The sequence below is a fragment of the Pseudomonas moorei genome, assembly GCF_008801475.1.
Lineage (GTDB): Bacteria > Pseudomonadota > Gammaproteobacteria > Pseudomonadales > Pseudomonadaceae > Aquipseudomonas > Aquipseudomonas moorei.
Map to the genome: position 1 here is coordinate 109,119 of NZ_VZPP01000016.1, position 22,315 is coordinate 131,433.

At 58.2% G+C, this 22,315-nt stretch carries 19 protein-coding genes and 1 pseudogene; 12 read left to right on the top strand and 8 right to left on the bottom strand.

All coding sequences use genetic code 11. The annotated features are described in order from the left end of the window. Positions 1-67: 67 nt before the first annotated feature. Together F7R06_RS31595 and F7R06_RS31600 are read right to left on the bottom strand one after the other, a co-directional pair. Positions 68-832, bottom strand: coding sequence for a methyl-accepting chemotaxis protein (locus F7R06_RS31595; RefSeq protein ID WP_425415230.1), 765 nt, complete (start codon positions 830-832; stop codon positions 68-70). A gap of 93 nt (positions 833-925) precedes the next feature. After that, positions 926-1,957, bottom strand: a pseudogene (locus tag F7R06_RS31600) (HAMP domain-containing protein); the annotation flags it as partial. Positions 1,958-2,146: 189 nt separating this feature from the next. Here F7R06_RS31600 and F7R06_RS26320 point away from each other — a divergent pair. After that, on the top strand, positions 2,147-3,634 hold the full coding sequence (locus F7R06_RS26320) for a helicase HerA-like domain-containing protein (RefSeq protein ID WP_090327520.1): 1,488 nt from the start codon (positions 2,147-2,149) through the stop codon (positions 3,632-3,634). Positions 3,635-3,662: 28 nt separating this feature from the next. Here F7R06_RS26320 and F7R06_RS26325 read toward each other — a convergent pair whose 3' ends face one another. Further along, entirely contained in the window at positions 3,663-4,118 is a 456-nt protein-coding gene (locus F7R06_RS26325) for a DUF721 domain-containing protein (protein ID WP_090324796.1), read from the bottom strand. Between the two features lie 308 nt (positions 4,119-4,426). On the opposite strand from F7R06_RS26325, the gene secA reads away from it, so the two are divergent. From secA to F7R06_RS26345, 4 genes are all read left to right on the top strand, one after another. Continuing rightward, on the top strand, positions 4,427-7,162 hold the full coding sequence (gene secA / locus F7R06_RS26330; RefSeq protein WP_090324794.1) for a preprotein translocase subunit SecA: 2,736 nt from the start codon (positions 4,427-4,429) through the stop codon (positions 7,160-7,162). A gap of 121 nt (positions 7,163-7,283) precedes the next feature. Beyond that, on the top strand, positions 7,284-8,501 hold the full coding sequence (argJ, locus tag F7R06_RS26335; RefSeq protein ID WP_090324793.1) for a bifunctional glutamate N-acetyltransferase/amino-acid acetyltransferase ArgJ: 1,218 nt from the start codon (positions 7,284-7,286) through the stop codon (positions 8,499-8,501). A gap of 147 nt (positions 8,502-8,648) precedes the next feature. Next, a complete protein-coding gene (locus tag F7R06_RS26340) occupies positions 8,649-9,281 on the top strand; it encodes a glutathione S-transferase family protein (protein ID WP_090324792.1) in 633 nt (210 codons plus the stop codon). Continuing rightward, entirely contained in the window at positions 9,278-10,222 is a 945-nt protein-coding gene (locus F7R06_RS26345) for a Nudix family hydrolase (RefSeq protein ID WP_090324791.1), read from the top strand. Before F7R06_RS26340 ends, F7R06_RS26345 begins: the two co-directional genes overlap by 4 nt. A 133-nt stretch (positions 10,223-10,355) precedes the next feature. Here F7R06_RS26345 and F7R06_RS26350 read toward each other — a convergent pair whose 3' ends face one another. The 3 genes from F7R06_RS26350 to F7R06_RS26360 are packed head-to-tail and all read right to left on the bottom strand — an operon-like array spanning position 10,356 to position 13,939. Then, positions 10,356-10,937, bottom strand: coding sequence for a cob(I)yrinic acid a,c-diamide adenosyltransferase (locus tag F7R06_RS26350; protein ID WP_090324790.1), 582 nt, complete (start codon positions 10,935-10,937; stop codon positions 10,356-10,358). A gap of 2 nt (positions 10,938-10,939) precedes the next feature. Continuing rightward, entirely contained in the window at positions 10,940-12,976 is a 2,037-nt protein-coding gene (locus F7R06_RS26355) for a HAMP domain-containing sensor histidine kinase (protein WP_090324789.1), read from the bottom strand. Between the two features lie 45 nt (positions 12,977-13,021). Beyond that, on the bottom strand, positions 13,022-13,939 hold the full coding sequence (locus tag F7R06_RS26360; protein WP_090324788.1) for a putative 2-dehydropantoate 2-reductase: 918 nt from the start codon (positions 13,937-13,939) through the stop codon (positions 13,022-13,024). A 134-nt stretch (positions 13,940-14,073) separates the two neighbouring features. Here F7R06_RS26360 and F7R06_RS26365 point away from each other — a divergent pair, with 134 nt between their 5' ends. Both F7R06_RS26365 and F7R06_RS26370 read left to right on the top strand, forming a co-directional pair. Beyond that, positions 14,074-14,559: a YajQ family cyclic di-GMP-binding protein gene (locus F7R06_RS26365; RefSeq protein WP_047532521.1), complete on the top strand. Its 486-nt coding sequence runs from the start codon at positions 14,074-14,076 to the stop codon at positions 14,557-14,559. A gap of 137 nt (positions 14,560-14,696) precedes the next feature. Continuing rightward, the gene (locus tag F7R06_RS26370) at positions 14,697-15,539 is read left to right on the top strand and encodes a mechanosensitive ion channel family protein (protein ID WP_090324787.1); all 843 of its coding nucleotides are present in this window, start codon (positions 14,697-14,699) and stop codon (positions 15,537-15,539) included. Between the two features lie 139 nt (positions 15,540-15,678). On the opposite strand, the gene F7R06_RS26375 is transcribed toward F7R06_RS26370, so the two are convergent. Beyond that, entirely contained in the window at positions 15,679-17,007 is a 1,329-nt protein-coding gene (locus tag F7R06_RS26375) for an OprD family porin (RefSeq protein ID WP_090324786.1), read from the bottom strand. A gap of 907 nt (positions 17,008-17,914) precedes the next feature. On the opposite strand from F7R06_RS26375, the gene F7R06_RS26380 reads away from it, so the two are divergent. Next, on the top strand, positions 17,915-18,340 hold the full coding sequence (locus F7R06_RS26380) for an HIT domain-containing protein (protein ID WP_090327518.1): 426 nt from the start codon (positions 17,915-17,917) through the stop codon (positions 18,338-18,340). Between the two features lie 3 nt (positions 18,341-18,343). Continuing rightward, positions 18,344-18,550 (top strand): SlyX family protein, encoded by a 207-nt coding sequence (locus F7R06_RS26385; RefSeq protein ID WP_090324784.1) that lies wholly within the window; start codon positions 18,344-18,346, stop codon positions 18,548-18,550. A gap of 61 nt (positions 18,551-18,611) precedes the next feature. Here F7R06_RS26385 and F7R06_RS31265 read toward each other — a convergent pair whose 3' ends face one another. Further along, the gene (locus tag F7R06_RS31265; protein ID WP_090324782.1) at positions 18,612-19,214 is read right to left on the bottom strand and encodes a cold-shock protein; all 603 of its coding nucleotides are present in this window, start codon (positions 19,212-19,214) and stop codon (positions 18,612-18,614) included. Positions 19,215-19,669: 455 nt separating this feature from the next. Here F7R06_RS31265 and F7R06_RS26395 point away from each other — a divergent pair, with 455 nt between their 5' ends. The 3 genes from F7R06_RS26395 to aspS all read left to right on the top strand — a co-directional run bounded on the left by F7R06_RS26395 (position 19,670) and on the right by aspS (position 22,253). Further along, the gene (locus F7R06_RS26395) at positions 19,670-20,008 is read left to right on the top strand and encodes a ribbon-helix-helix domain-containing protein (RefSeq protein ID WP_090324781.1); all 339 of its coding nucleotides are present in this window, start codon (positions 19,670-19,672) and stop codon (positions 20,006-20,008) included. A gap of 136 nt (positions 20,009-20,144) precedes the next feature. Continuing rightward, positions 20,145-20,366, top strand: coding sequence for an FmdB family zinc ribbon protein (locus F7R06_RS26400; protein ID WP_007977333.1), 222 nt, complete (start codon positions 20,145-20,147; stop codon positions 20,364-20,366). A 111-nt stretch (positions 20,367-20,477) separates the two neighbouring features. After that, positions 20,478-22,253, top strand: a complete 1,776-nt coding sequence (aspS, locus tag F7R06_RS26405) for an aspartate--tRNA ligase (protein WP_090324779.1) — start codon at positions 20,478-20,480, stop codon at positions 22,251-22,253. Positions 22,254-22,315: the final 62 nt, after the last annotated feature.

Sequence of the window (22,315 nt, forward strand, 5' to 3'; positions counted from 1 at the left end):
ACTGAGGTAACAGCAATGTTGTGGCGAGGGAACTTGCGCCCTCGCCACAGGGGCGGGTGATCCGGCGTCAGATCCGGAAACTGCCCACCAACTGCTGCAAGCGCGCCGCCTGCTGTTCCAGATCGGCACAGGCACGCAAGGTCGATTGCAGGTTTTCCACACCCTCTTGATTGAGGGTGTTGATTTCGGTGATGTCCACGTTGATCGACTCGACCACGGCAGTCTGTTCCTCGGTCGCCGTGGCCACCGACTGGTTCATGCCGTCGATTTCGCCGATGCGCTGGGTCACGCTGCTCAGGCGCTCGCCCGCCAGGTTGGCGATTTCCACGCTGTCCTGGCTGTGGCGCTGGCTGTCGCTCATGGTGCTGACGGATTCGCGCGCGCCAATTTGCAGCTCCTCGATCATGGTCTGCACCTGTTGCGCCGACTCCTGAGTGCGATGCGCGAGGTTACGCACTTCGTCGGCGACCACGGCAAACCCGCGTCCGGCTTCACCGGCTCGTGCTGCTTCGATGGCTGCGTTGAGGGCCAGCAGGTTGGTTTGCTGGGAGATGCTGGTGATGACTTCGAGGATTTGCCCGATGTTCACGGTTTTGCTGTTGAGCGACTCGATGTTGCTGCTGGAGGCGCTGAGAATGCTCGATAGCTGATTCATCGCGGCAATGCTGCGATCTACCACCTGCTGGCCGTCTTCGGCCAGGCTGCGGGCATCGCTGGCCTGGTTCGATGCTTGCGCGGCGTTGCGGGCGATCTCCTGGGCGGCGGCGCCGAGCTGATTGATTGCTGTGGCCACGCTGTTGGTACGCGAAGCTTGCTGGTCGGAGTTGTACATCGACGAGTTCGAGGCCGCGACGACCCGCAACGCGACTTCGTTGACCTGTCCGGTGGCCGAGCACACCTCGCGGATCGAACCGTGAATGCGCTCCACAAAACGGTTGAACGCGGTGCCAAGGATGCCGAATTCATCGTGGTTCACGATGGTCAGGCGTTTGGTCAGGTCGCCTTCGCCGTCGGCAATATCGGCCATGGCGCGGGTCATGACGTGCAATGGCTGGATCAGGATGCGGATCAGCATGCCCAGCAGGGCGATGATGATCACCACGGCAATGACGGTTGCAACGACTGCCGAGGCGCGGAATTCGCTGAGCGTGGAAAAGGCTTTGTCCTTGTCCACGGATAAGCCGATGTACCAGTTCACCGACGATAACCCTTTGATCGGGGTGAAGGTCATGATGCGGGTTTTGCCATTGACCTGAATTTCACTCAGGTCGCTGCTGATAGCCGGCGTGTCCTGCGGGTAAACATCCTTGAGCGATTTCATCGCCAGCGCTTTGTCGGGGTGTACCAGGATCTTGCCGTCCGAGCTGACCAGGAAAGCGTAACCCATGCCCCCGAAGTCCAGCGCGCTGAGGGTGTCGGCGATCACTTGCAAACTCAAGTCGCCACCGACGACGCCGATGTTCTGTCCGTCCTTGACCACACTGTCAACGATGGAAATCACCAGTTGGCCAGATGCCAGATCGATATAGGGTTCAGTCAATGCAGGGCCGTTCGCGCTTTGCGCACTCTTGTACCAGGGCCGAGCACGGGGGTCATAGCCATCGGGCATCTTGCTGTCCGGACGGATCATGAAGGAACCATCCTTGTTGCCCAGATAGGCGCCCATGAACGTCGACGTTACGGCCTTTTGCACCAGCAGCTTGGAAACGTTGTCGGTATCAGGGTTCAGTGCCACGGTTTGCGACAGGTTTTCGATCAACAGACTGCGACCGGCCAGCCAGGTCTGGATATTGTTGGCAGTGACTCTGCCCATCTCCTGCAGATTATTGCCCAGGTCCCTTCGAATGGCGTTGCGCTGCAAGTAATCGTTGTAGAGCGTGAACGAGGCGAAGGCAGTAATGACGATGAGGGCGGCGGCAAGCAGGATTTTGTGGCTGAAACGCAGGTTTTTGTTCATGACTTGGGGTTCCGCTAAGGTCTTAATGCCCAACGCGTGCTTTTATAAAGGAACGCAAGACGGGCAAGGTTGAAAGCAAGTGATATTTCCGTCGCTCCTTAAGGGAAATGTCCTACCAGATTGTGTCTGTCTGCTTTGTCGTTATTTCTATCGGCCGTGTAGGACCAAAGATTAACCATGGGTGACCAAATGCCTGACTCATTGCAACTCGTCATCGGCGCCGATCTTGCGGGACAGCCGATCGCCCAGGCCATGCGCCTGGCCAATCGCCACGGTTTGATCGCGGGCGCCACCGGCACAGGCAAGACCGTTACCTTGCAACGCATGGCTGAAGACTTCAGTGACGCCGGCGTAGCGGTCTTCGCCGCCGATATCAAAGGCGATTTGTGCGGTCTGGGCGCTGCCGGCAATCCCCAGGGCAAGATCGCCGAGCGGATTGCCGGGATGCCTTGGCTGAAGCACAAGCCTCAGGCTTATCCGGTAACGCTGTGGGACGTACACGGTCAGTCCGGTCATCCGTTACGCACGACCTTGAGTGAAATGGGGCCGCTGCTGTTGGGAAGTTTGCTGGAACTGACGGATAGCCAGCAGTCGGCGCTGTACGCCGCCTTCAAGGTCGCAGACCGTGAAGGCCTGTTGCTGCTGGACTTGAAAGACTTGAAGGCGCTGCTCAATCACCTCAAGGACAATCCGGCGTTGCTCGGCGACGACGCGGCGTTGATGACCACCGGCTCCAGCCAGGCGCTGTTGCGGCGCCTGGCCACCCTGGAGCAGCAGGGCGCCGAAGCGCTGTTCGGCGAACCGGCGCTGCAACTTGAAGATATTCTGCAGCCGGCCGCCGATGGGCGTGGCCGCATTCATTTGCTCGATGCCAGTCGTCTGGTTCATGAAGCGCCTAAGGTCTACGCAACGTTCCTGCTGTGGCTGTTGGCTGAATTGTTCGAGCAATTGCCGGAACGCGGCGATGCGGACAAACCATTGCTGGCGCTGTTCTTCGACGAGGCGCACTTGTTGTTCGCCGGTACGCCGAAGGCATTGCAGGATCGCCTGGAGCAAGTGGTACGGCTGATTCGTTCGAAAGGTGTCGGTGTGTATTTCGTCACTCAATCGCCGGGCGACTTGCCGGATGATGTACTGGCGCAGTTGGGGCTACGCATCCAGCACGGGTTACGCGCATTCACGGCCAAAGAACAGAAATCCCTGCGCGCGGTGGCCGAGGGTTTCCGTCCGAACCCGGCCTTCGATACCCTGTCGGTGCTGACCGAGCTCGGGATTGGCGAAGCCCTGGTCGGCACCTTGCAGGACAAGGGCACGCCGGAGATGGTCCAACGGGTGCTGGTAGCGCCACCGCAATCGCGGATCGGGCCGCTGAGTGACGCTGAGCGCGCGGCATTGATTGCCAGTTCGCCATTGCAGGGGCGATACGACAAGCCAATCGACCGCGAATCGGCCTATGAAGTGCTGATGGGGCGCAAAGGCCTGGCGCCTGAAGCTGAAGCCGCACCCGGCAAAGCGGCTCCGCAAGAGCCAAGCTTCACCGAGCAGGCCGGGGAATTTCTCGGCACGGCGGCCGGGCAGGCGCTGAAGTCGGCGATGCGACAGGCGGCGAATCAGTTGGGGCGACAGCTGGTGCGTGGGTTGATGGGATCATTATTGGGCGGCAGTAAACGCCGCTGATCCGAGCCGGGGTATTAAATAGCCAGTATCAGCCCTTGGGCCTGGCGTGCGCCGCCAATCGTTCCAGCGCGGCCCGCAGTTTCGGGTCGCTGATGCCATCGGCCGTCGCCTGGATGGTGGCGGCGGCATCATTGGACAAATCCATGGTATGCCCGGCGGCACCTTGCTGAATGGTGGGCGGCTGTACCTTGAACAGGATTCGCGTGAGGTTGGCGAACTCGTCGAACATCTGCAATTGCCGCTGCAGGCGCTTTTGTTGATAACGCAGGCGAGTGGCCCAATGACCATCGGTGACAATCAGCAACAAACTGCCTTCGCGCCACGATGCAACGTGACAATGCTCACGGGCGGCCGGCTGCAATTGGCTTTCCAGCAGGCGTTGCAGATGACCCAGGCGTTGGGCGTGGCCGAGAATGGCCTTGAGCGGCTTGGCTTCGCGAAGCAGAACGGCGGGTGCTCTGGCCGTAAGAGGGCGAAATGCCATGATCAGACACCTGAAGTAACAGAGCCGCCATGGTAGCAGAAAGCACCGGATGCACCTGCCCCATTGCTTTTATGCGTGCTTTGCCCATTAAATCAACGAGTAACTTCTGTGCTGTATCGCTTGAAGTTCAGCCATTTGCCCCTATTTTAAGTGAGCCCCGTCACAGCGCTGTGCCAGCATCGTGGAATAACGCCACTTTCCTCACCATCGTTTCCGGGTAGAATGCTCGTTCGCATGCGGCCATGAGGGCTGCACGGGCGACTCACGGGGCCGCCCTCCATCCCTTTAGTGTGGAAGATCCTGCCGATATGTTTGCGCCTTTGTTAAAGAAACTTTTTGGAAGCAAGAACGAGCGTGAAGTCAAACGCATGCTCAAGACGGTGCAACTCGTCAATGCCTTCGAAGAGCAAATGGTGGCCCTTTCGGACGATCAATTGCGTGCCAAGACAGATGAGTTCAAGGCCCGCATCGCCAAAGGGGAAACCCTCGACAAGCTGCTGCCAGAAGCCTTTGCGGTCGCCCGCGAAGCCGGTAAGCGCGTCATGGGTATGCGCCACTTCGATGTCCAGCTGATCGGTGGCATGACCTTGCATGAAGGCAAGATCGCTGAAATGCGTACCGGTGAGGGCAAGACCCTGGTGGCAACACTGGGCGTTTACCTCAACGCATTGTCCGGCAAGGGCGTGCACGTTGTGACGGTGAACGACTACCTGGCTCGTCGTGACGCCAACTGGATGCGCCCGCTTTATGAATTCCTCGGCCTGACGGTCGGCGTGGTCACGCCGTTCCAGCCACCGGAAGAGAAGCGCGCAGCTTACGCCGCCGACATCACCTACGGCACCAACAACGAATTCGGTTTCGACTACCTGCGCGACAACATGGCGTTCAGCATGGAAGAAAAATTCCAGCGCGAACTCAATTTTGCCGTGATCGACGAAGTCGACTCCATCCTCATCGACGAAGCCCGTACTCCGCTGATCATTTCCGGTCAGGCCGAGGACAGCTCCAAGCTGTACATCGAGATCAACAAGCTGATCCCGCAGCTGGAGTTGCATATCGAAGAGGTCGAAGGCGAAGTCACCAAGGCCGGTCACTACACCATCGACGAGAAGACCCGCCAGGTCGAACTCAACGAAGCCGGTCACCAGTACGTCGAAGAGACGCTGACCCGCATCGGTCTGCTGGCCGAAGGCGAGAGCCTGTACTCGGCACACAACCTGAGCCTGCTGACTCACGTGTATGCCGGTCTGCGTGCGCACAAGCTGTTCCATCGCAACATCGAATACATCGTGCAGGACGGTCAGGTTGTCCTGGTCGACGAACACACCGGTCGTACCATGCCGGGCCGTCGTTTGTCCGAGGGCCTGCACCAGGCCATCGAAGCCAAGGAAAACCTCAACATCCAGGCCGAAAGCCAGACCCTGGCATCGACCACGTTCCAGAACTACTTCCGTCTGTACAGCAAACTGTCCGGCATGACCGGTACGGCTGACACCGAAGCGTTCGAGTTTCATCAGATCTATGGCCTGCAGGTCATGGTCATTCCACCGAACAAGCCGTTGGCCCGTAAGGACTACAACGACCTGGTGTTCCTGACCGCCGACGAGAAATACGCGGCAATCGTCGCCGACATCAAGGAAAGCATGGCTGCCGGTCGTCCGGTGCTGGTGGGTACTGCGACCATCGAAACGTCCGAGCACATGTCCAGCCTGCTTGTGAAGGAAGGCATCGAACACAAGGTTCTGAACGCCAAGTTCCACGAAAAAGAAGCCGAGATCATCGCCCAGGCCGGTCGCCCAGGCGCGCTGACCATCGCCACCAACATGGCCGGTCGTGGTACCGACATCCTGTTGGGCGGCAACTGGGAAGTGGAAGTGGCTTCGCTGGAAGACCCGACCCCTGAGCAGATCGCCCAGATCAAGGCCGACTGGCAGAAACGTCACCAGCAAGTGCTCGAGTCGGGCGGTTTGCAGGTGATCGCGTCCGAGCGTCACGAATCGCGCCGTATCGACAACCAGTTGCGTGGTCGTGCCGGTCGTCAGGGTGACGCCGGTTCCAGCCGTTTCTACCTGTCGCTGGAAGACAGCCTGATGCGCATCTTCGCCTCCGATCGGGTGAAGAACTTCATGAAGGCCCTGGGTATGCAGCCTGGCGAAGCGATCGAGCACCGCATGGTGACCAACGCCATCGAAAAGGCTCAGCGCAAGGTTGAAGGTCGCAACTTCGATATTCGCAAGCAACTGCTCGAGTTCGACGACGTCAACAACGAACAGCGTAAAGTGATCTATCACATGCGTAACACGTTGCTGGCCGCGGACAACATCGGTGAAACCATCGCCGACTTCCGTCAGGACGTGCTCAACGCCACCGTCAGCGCACACATTCCACCGCAATCGCTGCCGGAGCAGTGGGACGTGGCCGGGCTGGAAGCGGCGTTGCAGAGCGACTTTGGCGTCGCGCTGCCGATCCAGCAATGGCTCGACGAAGACGATCACCTGTACGAAGAGACCCTGCGCGAGAAGCTGATGCAGGAACTCGTGGCGGCGTACAACGAGAAAGAAGACCAGGCGGGCGCCGAGGCGCTGCGTACTTTCGAGAAGCAAATCGTTCTGCGCGTTCTGGACGACCTGTGGAAAGACCACCTGTCGACCATGGATCACCTGCGTCACGGCATTCACTTGCGTGGCTACGCCCAGAAGAACCCGAAGCAGGAGTACAAGCGCGAGTCGTTCACGCTGTTCTCCGAGCTGCTGGATTCGATCAAGCGCGACTCGATCCGTGTGCTGTCTCACGTTCAGGTTCGTCGCGAAGATCCGGCCGAAGAAGAAGCCCGTTTGCGTCAGGAGGCCGAAGCACTGGCGGCGCGCATGCAGTTCCTGCATGAAGAAGCCCCAGGTCTGGAGCAGCCGGAAGCGTTGGGTGAAGAGGTCGATGTGGCCCTGGCCACCGCACCGGTACGCAATGAGCAGAAGCTGGGCCGTAACGAGCTGTGCTACTGCGGTTCGGGCAAGAAATTCAAGCATTGCCACGGGCAGATCCAGTAAAACCCGTTTCATACGCTGAAATACCCGCGCCGCGACCGGCTCATGCCGTCGCGGCGTTTTGCCATTTAAACCACCGCTCTTCCTGAAGCGGTGCAGACATCATCTATTAAGGAGCGCATTCATGGCTGTTGGTCTTGGTCCTTTGCCAACGTTGCACCCGGTTGCCGGTTTTGAACTCGGTATCGCCTCTGCCGGTATCAAGCGCCCGGGGCGCAAGGATGTTGTGGTCATGCGCTGTGCCGAAGGCTCGACAGTCGCCGGCGTGTTCACCCTCAACGCCTTTTGCGCGGCACCGGTGATCCTGGCCAAGCAGCGTGTGCAAGGCCCGGTGCGTTACCTGCTGACCAACACCGGCAATGCCAACGCCGGTACCGGCGAGCCAGGTCTGGCCGCCGCCGAGCGTACGTGCGCCAAACTGGCTGAGCTGGCGGGTGTGGATGCCAGCCTGGTGCTGCCGTACTCCACCGGTGTGATCGGCGAGCCACTGCCGGTCGAGAAAATCGAAGGCGCGCTGCAAGCCGCGCTTGATGACCTGTCGATCAACAACTGGGAAGCTGCCGCCACCGGCATCATGACCACCGATACCCTGCCCAAGGGTGCCAGCCGTCAGTTCCAGCATGACGGCGTGACCATCACCGTCACCGGTATCAGCAAAGGCGCGGGCATGATCCGCCCGAACATGGCAACCATGCTCGGCTACATCGCCACCGACGCCAAAGTCTCTCGCGATGTATTGCAAAATCTGTTGCTGGACGGCGCCAACAAGTCGTTCAACCGCATCACCATCGATGGCGACACCTCGACCAACGACTGCTGTATGCTGATCGCCACCGGTCAGGCAGCGCTGCCGGAAATCACCCGCGCCGAAGGCGAGCTGTTCGCCAAGTTGAAACAGGCGGTGTTCGAAGTGTGCATGGACGTGGCCCAGGCCATCGTTCGCGACGGTGAAGGTGCGACCAAGTTCGTCACCGTAGAAGTCAACGGCGGCGGCAATCACCAGGAGTGCCTGGACGTCGGTTACACCGTGGCTCACTCGCCACTGATCAAGACCGCACTGTTTGCCTCCGACCCGAACTGGGGACGTATCCTCGCCGCTGTAGGCCGCGCGGGTGTACCGAATCTGGATGTCAGCAAAATCGACGTGTTCCTCGGTGAAGTGTGCATCGCCAGCCGTGGCGCGCGTGCCGCGACTTACACCGAAGCCCAGGGTGCGGCGGTGATGCAACAGGAAGAAATCACCATCCGTATCGAGCTGGGACGCGGCGATTGCAGCGAAACCATCTGGACCACCGACCTGTCGCATGAGTACGTGAAGATCAACGCGGAATACCGTACTTAAGATCGCGTCGACACCATCGCGAGCAGGCTCGCTCCCACATTGGATTTGTGTACACCTGAACAATTGTGGGAGCTAGCCTGCCAGCGATGGCGGTCTGCCAGTCACTCGCTCGACTGGCCTGTACTCATCATCCAAAAGGTCCCGAACATGAGCCTTCACCTGATCATCGGCGACAAACTGTATTCCTCCTGGTCCCTGCGCGGCGCCCTGGCTCTCGACCTGACCGGTGCTCCCTATACCGAGGAGCTGATCAAGCTCAACCAGCCGGACACTCGCGAGCGCCTGCTCAAGCATTCGCCGACTGGCAAAGTTCCCCTGCTCAAAACCGAGCACGGCACCATCGCCGATTCGCTGGCGATTGCCGAGTACCTGGCAGAACGGTTCCCGGATGCCAATCTTTGGCCCAAGGACGTCTGCGCGCGTGCCCAGGCACGTTCGGCGTGCGCACAGATGCATGCCGGGTTCTTCGCCATGCGCGGCAATATGCCTTTCGATCTGAGTCGTGATGCACCGCTGTCGCCGGTTCCGGCCGACGTGCAGGCGGACATCGAGCGCATGTACGCGTTGTGGGCCGAGTGCCGAGCCGTCGCGACGGAAAGCGGGCCGTACCTGTTTGGCCGGGCCACCCTGGCCGACGCGTTTTTTGCACCCATCGCTGTGCGCCTGCGTACCTATCAGGTGAAACTGTCCGCGGCTGACGAGGCCTATGTGCAAACCATCTACCAATGGCCAGCCTTCAAGGCCTGGCAGAAGGCCGGACTGGAGGAAATCAAGCGGTGAAACGAGTACACGTAGCTGCCGCCGTTATCCGTGATAGCAGCGGCAAGATCCTCATCGCCCGCCGCGCCGACACCCAGCATCAGGGTGGGCTGTGGGAATTCCCTGGTGGCAAGGTCGAGGCCGACGAGTCCGTTACAACGGCTCTTGGTCGTGAGCTTCACGAAGAACTGGGCATTGTCGTCGACGTCGCGCGACCGTTGATCAAGGTTCAGCACGACTACCCGGACAAGCAAGTACTGCTGGATGTCTGGGAGGTCTCGGCGTTCACCGGCGAGCCTCATGGTGCCGAAGGCCAGCCTCTGGCCTGGGTGACGCCTCGTGAACTGTCGAATTACGAGTTTCCGCAGGCCAATCGGCCAATCGTTGCTGCTGCCCGTTTGCCCGACCAATACCTGATCACCCCGGAGGATCTGGAAACCCCGGCCTTGCTGAGGGGAATCCAGAAAGCCATCGCTGGCGGCATCAAGCTGATCCAGTTGCGCGCACCGAACGGTTATGACCCCAAGTATCGTGATCTGGCTGTGGACGCGGTGGGACTGTGCGCCGGCAAGGCGCAGTTGATGATCAAGGGCCCGTTCGAGTGGTTGGGGGATTTCCCTTCCGCCGGTTGGCACATCACGTCGGCGCAGTTGCGTAAATACGCGGCAGCCGGTCGACCGTTGCCGGCATCGCGCTGGTTGGCGGCGTCCTGTCATAACGCCGAAGAGCTGGCGCTGGCTGAAGAGATGGGCGTGGACTTCGTGACCTTGTCGCCTGTGCAGCCGACCCTCACACATCCAGGCGCTCAGCCGCTGGGTTGGGAACAGGCTTCGACCTTGATCGAGGGCTTCAGCAAACCGGTGTTTTTGCTGGGCGGCGTTGGGCCTGCGGAGGTTCAGAAGGCTTGGGCGGCAGGTGCCCAGGGTGTGGCGGGGATTCGGGCTTTTTGGCCTGAGGCCTGATTATGCAGTGATGCTGCCGGCCTCTTCGCGGGCAAGACCGCGCCCACAGGTTTAGCGGTGTACACAGATTTTGTGTTCGACGCGATCACTGTGGGAGCGGGCTTGCCCGCGAAGAGGCCCTAATAGGCGACGACTAAACTTCAGGTTTCGCCGCGGGCTGCCAAAGAATCTCCGCAACCCCCTGACGCCGGGCAATTACCCGCGCCACCACAAACAGCAAATCCGACAATCGGTTGATGTATGCAAGGCCCACTCCGGCCAAGGGTTCAATCGCGTTCAAATGCTGACAGCGGCGCTCGGCACTGCGAGCCAGGCTGCGGCAGACGTGCGCCTGGGCAATCAGCATCGAACCGCCCGGCAGGATGAAATTCTCCAGCGGTCCCAGCTCCTCGTTCCACACATCGATCGCCGCTTCCAGGCGTTCGATTTCTCCGGCGTTCAATGCCTGATACTCCGGCATTGCCAGTTCGCCACCAAGGTCGAACAGTCGGTGCTGACAGGGGGCCAATACCTCGATCACCTCCTTCAATCCCGGATGCTCGACGCTCTGGGCGGCCAGCCCGGCGAGCAACACACCCACCTGACTGTTGAGCGAATCGACCTCGCCAATGGCCTCGATCCGTGGATGGTCCTTGGGCACGCGGCGGCCGCCGCCCAGACCGGTTTCGCCTTTGTCGCCGGTGCGGGTGTAAATCTTCGACAAGCGAAAGCCCATGGTTACCTCGATAGCTGATTGAGTTCTTGAGAGACGACCGGGGTGCCCGTCAATGGCAGGCGCAGGGTGAAGCAGGTGCCCTGGCCGAGGGTGGATTGCACTTCCATCTGTCCCTTATGGTTGTTGGTGATGATGAAGTACGAAACGGATAACCCGAGACCGGTGCCCTGGCCAATCTCCTTGGTGGTGAAGAACGGCTCGAACGTGCGTTTGCGCACGCTTTCGCTCATGCCGACGCCGTTGTCTTCGACCTGGATTTCTGCCCAGGGCGGATTGAGCTTGGTACGCAGGATGATCCGTCCCGGTTCGCTGTCGTCTTCGCGCTGGTGAATGGCTTGGGCGGCGTTTTTCAGCAGGTTGAGCAGTACCTGCTCCAGCTCGTTGGCAGTGCCGGGTACCGGGCCCAGCGCCGGGTCGAACTGGCGAATGATTGCCTGGCCTTTGAAGTCGAAGCCGATGGCCAGGTCGAAGTCGTTACCGGCGATTTCCACGGCTTGATCAATCAGGGCCGGTAGATCGCAAGGGGCCATTTGGCGAGTGCTTCGACGACTGAAACTGAGCATGTGGGTCACGATTTTTGCAGCTCGGGCGCCGGCCTGCTGGATGCCGTCGAGCAGCTGTGGTACTTCGCGCGCTTGCAGGTAGTTATTGACCGTCGACAGTTCGACGCCCACCTGTTCGGCCTGTTCGAGGTTTTTCGGCAAGTCGGGGGACAGGCGTCGACGAATGTTCTGCACGTTATGCAGGATCGCGCCCAGCGGGTTGTTGATCTCGTGGGCCATTCCGGCGGCAAGGCCACCGACGGAAAGCATTTTTTCCGACTGCACCATCATTTCTTCCAGGGACAGGCGCTGAGTGATGTCGTCGATCCGGATCACCACGCCGCGCCCGGCGCCGCCCATCAGCGGGTAGAAGGTCAGGGCGTAGTGCTTGGGTTCATCGTCCTTGACCCAGGTCACGCGCTCAATCTTCGCCACGGTGTGTTGTTCGACGGTCTGCTTGAGTTGTGGCAGAAACGGCTTGAGCGGTTCAAAGGCGAGAAAGATTGGCTGGTTCAAGGCTTCATCAAGGCGCGTGCCGGAGAGGGCGCTGGCTTCCTGATTCCACTGCGTTACATAGAGTTGTTCGTCGAGGGCGATCAGCGCCGAGGGCATGGAGTCGATGATGCTGTTGAGATAATTCTGAAACCCGGTGAGTTTCTTCTCGATCTTGCTGCGTACCTGGACTTCGAGTTCCAGTTTGCGGTTTGTGTGTCGGGTTTCTTCGGCCAGACCCTGAGCCTGGTCATAAGCGGCCTGAGAATCATCCCGCGCCCGCTTGAGTTGCTGCTCCCGGGCTTCGATGCGCGAAAGCATGGTGTTGAACGCTTCGGCGAGACTGCCGATTTCGTCGTGATTACCTCGCGATGCGCGCAGGGAGTAATTCTCTTCCCGTGTCACTTGTCGGGAGAGTTCTTCGAGTTGATGGATCGGCTGGGTAATCAGGCGCTTGATCTGCCGGGCGATCACCAGCCATAGCAACACGCTGAAGATCAGTATCCCGAGACTGGCGGTCAGGGTGCCGGTATAAAACGCCATTGGCAGTTCGCTGCTGGCCACCAGCAGCAAATGGCCGGGCTCGGTCCCGGGTCGGGGCAGGGTGATCACTTGATTGCTGCGAAATTCAGTGGCTTGCCAGGCTTCGATGTGTCGGTAACGCTCGGGCAGGTTCAGGTGATCGCCATGTTGTAACTGCGCCAGACGTTCACCCTTGCCGTCATAGAGCGCGGCTGCCCGCAGCGGGGAATAGCTGTTGAGTTCATTGAGCAGGCGCTCGGCATTTTGTGGCGATTGCAAGGCATCGGCCACCAGGCTCGGGTTGGACACCAGTCGGCCGATGGTCTGCAGGGCCTGGGGCGCCATGCTTTCCTGGGAGATGTAATACGCGGCGCTGATAAAGGTCAGGTTGGCGACCAGCAGGACGGTGGTCAACAGCACCAACAGGGCGGCCAGCAGTTTCTGACCGACAGGTAGGTTTTCAAGGCGCTGGCGCAATGGCATCGGGTTTATCGCTGCAGAGGAACAAGTGGCCAGCGTAGCCGCTGCTCAGTCGCTGGGCAATCCAAGGCTGAGGAGGCGGGCGATCAGCCGCTGTTGCAATTGATTGAGGTGCGGCAGGTTCAACTGGTGTCTGTCAGAGGCTTTGCAGGCGTAACCGAGCAAATAACTGATTTCGGTTCGACGTCGGTTGCTCACGTCCTGATACATCGAGGAATAGTTGGCAGCGGTGGCGAGGATCACCCGCTCCACTTCCTGCTGCAGGTTCTCGGCCGCTGCCGGCTGGCCGCAGCGCTCAAGCAACTCGGTCAATTCGCCGCAGAGGGTGGCGACTTCGCAGTGATGCTCCAGCAGACCGCCATTGCGGCAATCGTGCAGCACCGTCAGCGGATTGATCGCGCAGTTGAGCGCCAGCTTGCGCCACAGCCTGGTCAGAATCTCGGTGCTCCACTCATGGGGAATGCCTGCGGCGCTCAAATCATCGAGCCAGATTGGTGCGACTGGATGGCCAGCATCGCCGAGCCAGGTAAAGCCGTGTCCGGCGAACACCACGCGCCAATCGCTGTCACGGAAGGCGCCTTCAGTGCTTGACGCGTAAATGCAGCGTGCCTGCGGTACTTGCGCTGCGACCGCGTCCTGACTGCCCAGGCCGTTCTGTAACAAAATCAGTTCGGCACCGGGGGACAGGCGCGGCGCCAGTTGCTCCACGGCTTTTTCAGCGTCGTAGGCTTTGCAGGCGACCAACAGGCGATTGATCGGCTCGATACCGTCGGGTGTTTCGGCCGGCACTGGATAGAGTTGTGCCTCGCCGTGTTCGACCAGGGTCAGTCCGCCTGCCATTTCGTAAGCCTGCAAGCGCGCGGTATCCCGCAGGATCAGTCGCACCGGCAATCCGGCCCGTGCCAGGCGAGTCGCCCACAACGTGCCAAGGCTTCCGGCCCCCAGGACATGCCAGGTGGTGGACATCAGCTTTTTGCTCTGTTTAAGGCGCGCATGGAAGGCTCACAGTGAATGATGGAAAAGACCCGTTATAATCAGCGCGGATTTTTACCGCAAGCCAGGTGTGCTTCATCGGCGCGCCCATTTATTGGAGAAATTACATGCCGTCGTTCGACGTGGTATCCGAACTGGACAAACACGAAGTCACCAACGCGGTCGAAAACGCCGTCAAGGAACTCGATCGTCGTTATGACCTGAAAGGCAAAGGCAGCTTCGAATTCAAGGAAAAGGACCTGACCGTCAACCTGACCGCCGAAGCGGATTTCCAGCTGGAAGCGATGATTGAGATCCTCAAGCTGTCGCTGGTCAAGCGCAAGATCGACGTGCAGTGCCTTGAAGTCAAGGATGCGTTTGCATCGGGCAAGTTGATGAAGCAGGAAGCCGTCCTCAAGGAAGGCATCGACAAAGAGCTGGCGAAGAAAATCGTCGCTCACGTCAAAGACGCCAAGCTCAAGGTCCAGGCCGCCATTCAGGGTGAGCAAGTGCGCATTACCGGCAAGAAGCGCGATGACCTGCAGGAGGCCATTGCAGTGCTGCGGGCCAAGGAGTTCGGCATGCCGCTGCAGTTCAACAACTTCCGCGACTGACGTACAAAGCGGGAACCTCTCGGCGTTTTCGGCGTCCGAGGCCCAAGCAACGGTAGAAATGATCGACCTTGAGCGGGTCGGTGATTTCTGCCGTTTATTTTTCGTGTGCCGGATAGCCGGAATTCAGGAGAACGTAGATGGATTTGAATGCTGAAGTAGACAACCTGGTCAAGGTATCCCAGGCCTGGATCCCGATGATCATGGAGTACGGCAGTCGAGTGTTGCTGGCTGTGATCACCCTGGCCATTGGCTGGTGGCTGATCAACAAGGTCACGCAAAAACTCGGCGGCCTCCTGGCCCTGCGCAATGCCGATCTGGCCCTGCAGGGATTTATCAGTAGCCTGGCGAACATCATTCTCAAAATTCTGCTGATCGTCAGCGTGGCGTCGATGATCGGCGTGGAAACCACTTCGTTCGTGGCGGCGATCGGTGCGGCCGGTCTGGCGATCGGTCTGGCATTGCAGGGCAGCCTGGCAAACTTCGCGGGTGGCGTGCTGATTCTGTTGTTCCGGCCGTTCCGAATCGGTGACTGGATTGAAGCCCAAGGTGTCGCTGGTACTGTCGACAGCATCCAGATTTTCCACACCGTGCTGCGAACAGGTGACAACAAGACGATCATCGTGCCAAACGGTAATCTTTCGAACGGTATCATTACCAACACCAACCGGCAGCCGACACGCAAAGTCGTGTTTGATGTGGGTGTTGATTACGAGGCGGACTTGCAAAAGGCCCGTCAAGTATTGCTGGACCTTGCTAAAGATCCGCGTGTTTTGGTAGATCCTGCACCACAGGCAGTGATTTCGACGTTGGGTGACAGTTCGATCACGGTTTCCCTGCGAGTGTGGGTAAAAACAGCGGATTATTGGGATGTGATGTTCATGTTTAACGAGCAGTCCCGTGATCGTTTGAAAAAGGCCGGTATCGATATTCCATTTCCACAGCGGGTTGTTCGTGTGGTTCAGGAGTCTGCAGTGCAGTGATGGAGCTTTGCATTACCGCCTGACTTTAAAGTCAGGCGCGTATTGAAAGAGATTCTTTAGTGAGCTGTACCAGAAACAACGAAAAAGGCCCATCCGAAGATGGGCCTTTTTTTGATTACCGCGAACTAACTTTCTGTGATCACAGAATGTTGAGCGGGTAGTCGGTGATCAGGCGGAACTCAGAGATATCGCCTTCGCCTTCGTCAGCGTTGGCAGAGTGCCATGCTTGACGGATGCGGAACGACAGATCCTTGGCTGGGCCGGACTGGATCACGTACTTGGCTTCAACGTTGGTTTCGTGGTGTTTGCCGTCTGCACCGTACAGACCGGTGTAGGTGCTGTTCGATGGAGTATGGGTGCCGTCGATATTCCAACCATCCACGTAACGGACCATGAAGCTCAGGCCTGGTACGCCGTATTCGGCCATTTTCAGGTCGTAACGGGCTTGTACCGACTTCTCGCCAGGGGCGTTGAAGTCAGAGTACTGAATGGAGTTGGCGAGGAAGATCGAATCGCCGCCGCGGTTGTTTTTACCCACACCGATGTAGTCGAACGGGGTATCGCCGTTAACCTTCTGGAAGGCCAGGGTGAAGGTGTGAGCTTTCAGGAACGAGTAAGCAGCAGCCAGGGAGTAGGCGGTGTTGCTGATGTCGCCTGCTTTAGCGCTACCGGTATCCTTGGTGTTGTAGATGTTACCGTCGAAGTTCAGCGACTGGTCGCCGCCCAGTGCGAGGGTGTAGTTCGCATTGGCGTAGTACTGGTTCCAGACGTCTTCCAGTTTGGCGCCGTACAGCGAGACGCTCAGGTCTTCGTTGATGCCGTACTTGCCACCGAAGTAGTCGATGGAGTTGGCTTTCACGCCAGCGTAGGTTGCCCACAGGTCGCCGTCACGGGCGTTGCTGTCCTGGCTGGTCGCCGAGTAGAAGTGGCCAGCTTCGAGGTCGAGGTCTTTGACTTCGCTGCTCTGCAGTTGGAGACCGCTTGCAGTTTGGTGAAGGATGCGGGAGCCGCCAACAGCGAACACTGGAGCAGTGCTTGGCTGCATGTCGCCGATTTTCAGCTCGGTCTTGGAGATGCGGAACTTGGCGGCAGCGCCGGCTTTGCCCTGGCTGTTGTTGACTTCGCCATCATTGCCGACGGTCATGTTGCCCGAGCCCGAATACTTGTCGGAGCCGTCCAGCTTAATGGCCAGTTGGCCCCAAGCATCAACGCCAACACCGATCAGACCTTGGGTGTAGCCAGAGCTGAAGTTGCCTTGAATGCCCTGGGTCCAGTCTTTGTCGTCGGTTGCGCCGTTTTCCTTGTTACGGTTGTAGTAGTAGTTGCGTACCAGCAAGTCGAGCTTGCTGTCTTCAACGATACCTTTGGCTTCTGCCTGGTCGCTCACGAAAGGTGCGGCTACTGCCAACTGAGTACTGGCTGCTGCTGCAACTGCCAGTGCGATCATGCTCCACTTCATCACGCGCATCGTGATTTGCTCCTTTGGTTTTAGAAGAGTGCTGCCGTCCCACCTGTTTTATTATCTGGGCGGCTCTTTCTTTTTGTGTCGGCGCAAACTTATATCACGCCGACAATATTGGCGATACTTGCGCATCTAACCTTTCAGCTTCTTTACGACCCTGTCGCGATCAGCTTGCTAGATGTCGCAAATTTACAGCCCCGATGCAACAGGACTGACAACTATAATGCTGTTTCTACGCTTTAGCATCGGTAAAAAGAGTCCCTGGTGAAACGTTTGAATCTCCATCGGGCTACCTGCCACTGTTTTTTTTTGGTCCCAAGGTTCCCACTTCCAGCGGTGCCCTTATAGACGATGTGGGTGTGAATGCAACAAGCGTGCACAAATCAGCTTATTGCTGAAGTTTTTTTCTGGTTGCCTGCCTGGTCCTGTAAAAACCTCATAAAACCGGGGTCTCATGCTTCTGTTGTTTGAGCTTGACGTCACGGTTTACATCGTGTTGTACCGTCATTTCCGGCGACGTGACAACCAAAAACGTTACCGGTTCACCCCGCCGTTGGGTAATTGGCGGATGTCGAAGCAATCAGCGTAGACGCATTGTGCGATTTCGGTGCAAAAAAATTCATTCGCTGTACTGAATTCATACAATGGTGTGTTTGCCACAGTCGGGACGAATCGTTGGTTGTTAGTCATTTCAGCGATTTTGGTCGAGGTATCGGATCAGTAATGGTGCGTATCGACAGGAAATGTCTCATCTCGGGGCGGGCATGCTGTGATTGGCAACTCCTCGATGGGGTCCGGCGTGGGTTCGTCGTGAAGCCGGCGGCGTTCGCGAGTATGCTGCCGTCCAGTCGCTTGGTGCGCGATCTTTCGGGATGGACGCTAAGCTGAAAAATGATGACCGGGAGTGCGCGCAGTGTTTGCTTTAGATTCACGACTTCAACAAGACACGTTACCGATTGGCGATTTCCCATTGTGCCGATTGCTCTTGTCCAACGATTCGAACTATCCCTGGTTCATCCTGGTGCCTCGCCGTGACGATATCAGTGAGATATTTCAGTTGGATGCCGCCGATCAGCTGCTGCTTTGGCAGGAAACCACTGCGCTGGCAGAACTGCTCAAGGATGCCTTTAGTGCGGACAAGTTGAACGTTGCAGCCTTGGGTAATGTGGTCAGTCAGTTACACATGCATGTGATCGTGCGTAAACATGGGGATGTCGCCTGGCCGGCTCCGGTCTGGGGCAAGCAACCGGCCAAGCCTTACAATGCCGAGCAGGTCGCGGCGATTCGTGAAAGGTTGCGTCTGCTTTTAACCGACAATTTTACGTTTGTGGAGGGCTGAGTCATGAGCCTGGAAGAGCGCGTTACCGACCTTGAGAGCCGCCTGGCGTTTCAGGATGACACCATCCAGGCATTGAATGATGTGCTGGTAACGCAGCAGCGGGTGTTGGAACGCCTTCAGTTGCAGATGGCCGCACTGCTCAAGCGTCAGGAAGAAATGGTCGGTCAGTTCGAGTCTTTCGAGGAAGAGGCGCCACCACCGCATTATTAAGTGTGCGGGCAATAAAAAACCGCGAACAGCCTGGCTGTCCGCGGTTTTTTTGTGCCTTGAATCAGCGTCGCGGAAGTGCGGCGATGACATCTTCGGCTTGCAGACCTTTGTCACGGTTCATGACGGAGAATTCCACGCGCTGGCCCTCGACCAGGACGCGGTGACCTTCGCCGCGAATGGCCCGGAAGTGAACGAAAATATCGTCGCCGGAATCGCGGGAAATAAAGCCGAAGCCTTTGGAGGTGTTGAACCACTTGACGGTGCCGGTATCACGGTTGCTCATGTCATAGCTAGGCGATGCAGCGGCGGGTGAAGATTTGTAGAAGCTGACGGCCAGATGCAGGACAACGGCAATCAGGGCGGCTACCAGGCTAAACAAAACAGCAGGTTGGCCGGCAATCACCGGCATCGGCGCAATCAGAGTGAGGGTTTGCAGGACGACAGCCAGAACCAGCAAGGCGCTGACCAGGTTTTGCAACTGATGGCGCGGGCCTTTGTTCCAGTTAGGGATAACAGGAGCGAGAGTCAGGTTTAGCAGGCCGAAAAAGGCCAGGTACAGTGCATCGGGTTGTTGCAGGTAGGGTGCAGCTTCAGATCGCAGGCTAGGGATGAAGGACAGCAGCAGAGCCGCTGCGCCCATTAGCAGGTGGACGATTTTCAACATTTTGATTAACTCACGTTAAGACGGATCACAAGGAAGAGCTGTTGGAATACGGTTCGCTTCAGAACAATAAGAGGCGTTAGGCACGTACCCGGTATCAGCCTATGCGCAGCACCCGGTAAATATAGGCGCAAGCGACACGCTCCCTATTTAACAGCAAAGCCGGTAGCTACTCAAATCAGGGAGTCCAGCGGTGCAACGGCGGCGAAGTCCTGCAGGTGTGGTTCGCGCGCTGTCCTCTCTTTCACTAGGCAAAATGCCCTGATCGTTGAGTGATTCATGCACGGTGGGCGTAGGAAAAAGTCCGGAGTAGGACCCGCTCCGCGATCTGCCCTCCATTGTTGGCTTATCCTACGAGGATGGTCATAAAGTCATCTGGATATAACTTTGTCCTCGCGGTTTTATAAGCAGGTAGATGTGCTTATGGAGACCAGGGATGGCAAAGGAGTGTCAACGGTATGGTTTATGAAGACAGGCAAAGCGAGGAGAGGGTCGGTCCGCACAAGGATATAAGGATTGATCCGTTTGTCAGTGAATTCGATATGGGGCTGGCCCAGCCCTTGGCCCGGTCGGTGCGGCTGAATGGCTTTGCCACCTGTTTGCGACTGGAGCAGGTTTACTGGGATATTTTGGGTGAGATGGCCAAAGTCAATCATTGCTCGGTCAGTGCGCTGTTGTCCCATGTGGATCGAGAAGTGCATTTGCGTCATGGCGGGGTGAAGAATTTCAGCGCCCTGGTGCGGGTTGTCTGTGTTGTACACAGCCTTAAGGAAGGGAGTTGCGAAGTCGTGGCTTAGCCATGGCAGTGAAATTGGCGGAGTGTCGATCTGTGCAGTCTTACGGCTGCACAGGCTGCATTTAATGGATATAATCCCGCTCTTTGCCGCCAAACCCAGTGTGTGCGGTAGTAATCTGATCACCGAGACAACCCCCATGCCGATGTACGATTATCAATGTGCTTCCTGTGGTCATCAGTTGGAAGCCATTCAAAAGATCAGTGATGCACCGCTGGTCGATTGCCCTGCATGCCAGGCGCCAGAGCTCAAGAAGATGCTGTCCATGCCGGGCTTCCGCTTGAGCGGCACAGGCTGGTACGAAACCGATTTCAAGACCGGTTCCAAGAAGAATCTGGCCGGCGGCGATAAAGCCGACTAGGGTCTGGAGCCTGAGTTGAACGACACGCGCGAGCCTTTGCATCATCTGCCGACTGGTATATGTGCAAAGCCTCCAACCGAATTTCGAATTACGAGAAGTGAAACCACTACCATGATGCGCAGCCATTATTGCGGCCAACTGAACGAGAGTCTGGACGGCCAGGAAATTACCCTTTGCGGATGGGTTCACCGTCGCCGTGACCACGGTGGGGTGATTTTCCTCGATATCCGTGATCGTGATGGTCTTGCCCAGGTGGTTTTCGACCCGGATCGCGCTGAAACCTTCGCCGCAGCCGACCGCGTGCGCAGCGAGTACGTCGTGAAGATCACCGGCAAGGTTCGCCTGCGTCCGGCGGGTGCTACCAACACCAACATGGCGTCGGGCATGATCGAAGTTCTCGGCTACGAACTGGAAGTGCTGAACGAGTCGGAAACCCCGCCGTTCCCGCTGAACGAGTTCTCCGACGTTGGTGAAGAAACCCGCCTGCGCTATCGCTTCCTTGATCTGCGTCGTCCGGAAATGGCCGAGAAGCTGCGTCTGCGCTCGCGCATGACCACCAGCATTCGTCGCTACCTAGACGAAAACGGCTTCCTCGACGTCGAGACGCCGATCCTGACTCGCGCCACCCCTGAAGGTGCTCGCGACTACCTGGTGCCGAGCCGCACTCATGCCGGTTCGTTCTTCGCTCTGCCGCAATCGCCTCAGCTGTTCAAGCAACTGCTGATGGTGGCTGGTTTCGATCGTTACTACCAGATCGCCAAGTGCTTCCGCGACGAAGACCTGCGTGCCGACCGCCAGCCGGAATTTACCCAGATCGACATCGAGACCAGCTTCCTCGATGAAAAAGACATCATGGGCCTGACCGAAGGCATGATCCGCAACCTGTTCAAGGAAGTGCTGGATCTGGAGTTCGGTGAGTTCCCGCACATGACCTTCGAAGAGGCCATGCGCCGTTACGGTTCCGACAAACCGGACCTGCGTAACCCGCTGGAGCTGGTTGACGTTGCCGATCAACTCAAGGAAGTCGATTTCAAGGTATTCAGCGGTCCGGCCAATGACCCGAAATGCCGCATTGCCGCCTTGCGCGTTCCTGGCGGCGCCAGCATGCCGCGCAAGCAGATCGATGATTACACCAAGTTTGTCGGCATCTACGGTGCCAAGGGCCTGGCGTATATCAAGGTCAACGAGCGCGCCAAAGGGGTCGAAGGCCTGCAGTCGCCAATCGTGAAGAATATCCCTGAAGCCAACCTCAATGTGATCCTTGATCGCGTCGGTGCGGTAGACGGCGACATCGTGTTCTTCGGCGCCGACAAGTCGAAGATCGTCAGCGAAGCCCTGGGTGCTCTGCGGATCAAGCTGGGTCACGATCTGGATCTGCTGACCTGCAAGTGGGCGCCAATGTGGGTCGTCGACTTCCCGATGTTCGAAGAAAACGACGACGGCAGCTTCAGTGCCTTGCACCACCCGTTCACCGCACCGAAGTGCACCCCGCAAGAGCTGGAAGCCAATCCGGGAGCCGCTCTGTCCCGTGCCTACGACATGGTTCTGAACGGAACCGAGTTGGGTGGTGGTTCGATCCGTATCCACCGCAAAGAAATGCAGCAGTCGGTATTCCGCCTGTTGGGTATCAACGAGGCTGAACAGGAAGAGAAATTCGGCTTCCTGCTCGATGCCCTGAAGTACGGTGCGCCGCCGCACGGTGGCCTGGCCTTCGGTCTGGACCGTCTGGTGATGCTGATGACCGGCGCCCAGTCGATCCGCGAAGTGATCGCTTTCCCGAAAACCCAGAGCGCGGCTGATGTCATGACTCAGGCACCAGGGCAGGTGGATGCCAAGGCATTGCGCGAACTGCACATTCGTTTGCGCGAAACGCCTAAGGCTGAGTAAGGCCGGCCTGAAGGGCGCATCTTCGGATGCGCCCTTTCTTTATAGGGGTCGAAATTTTTTGT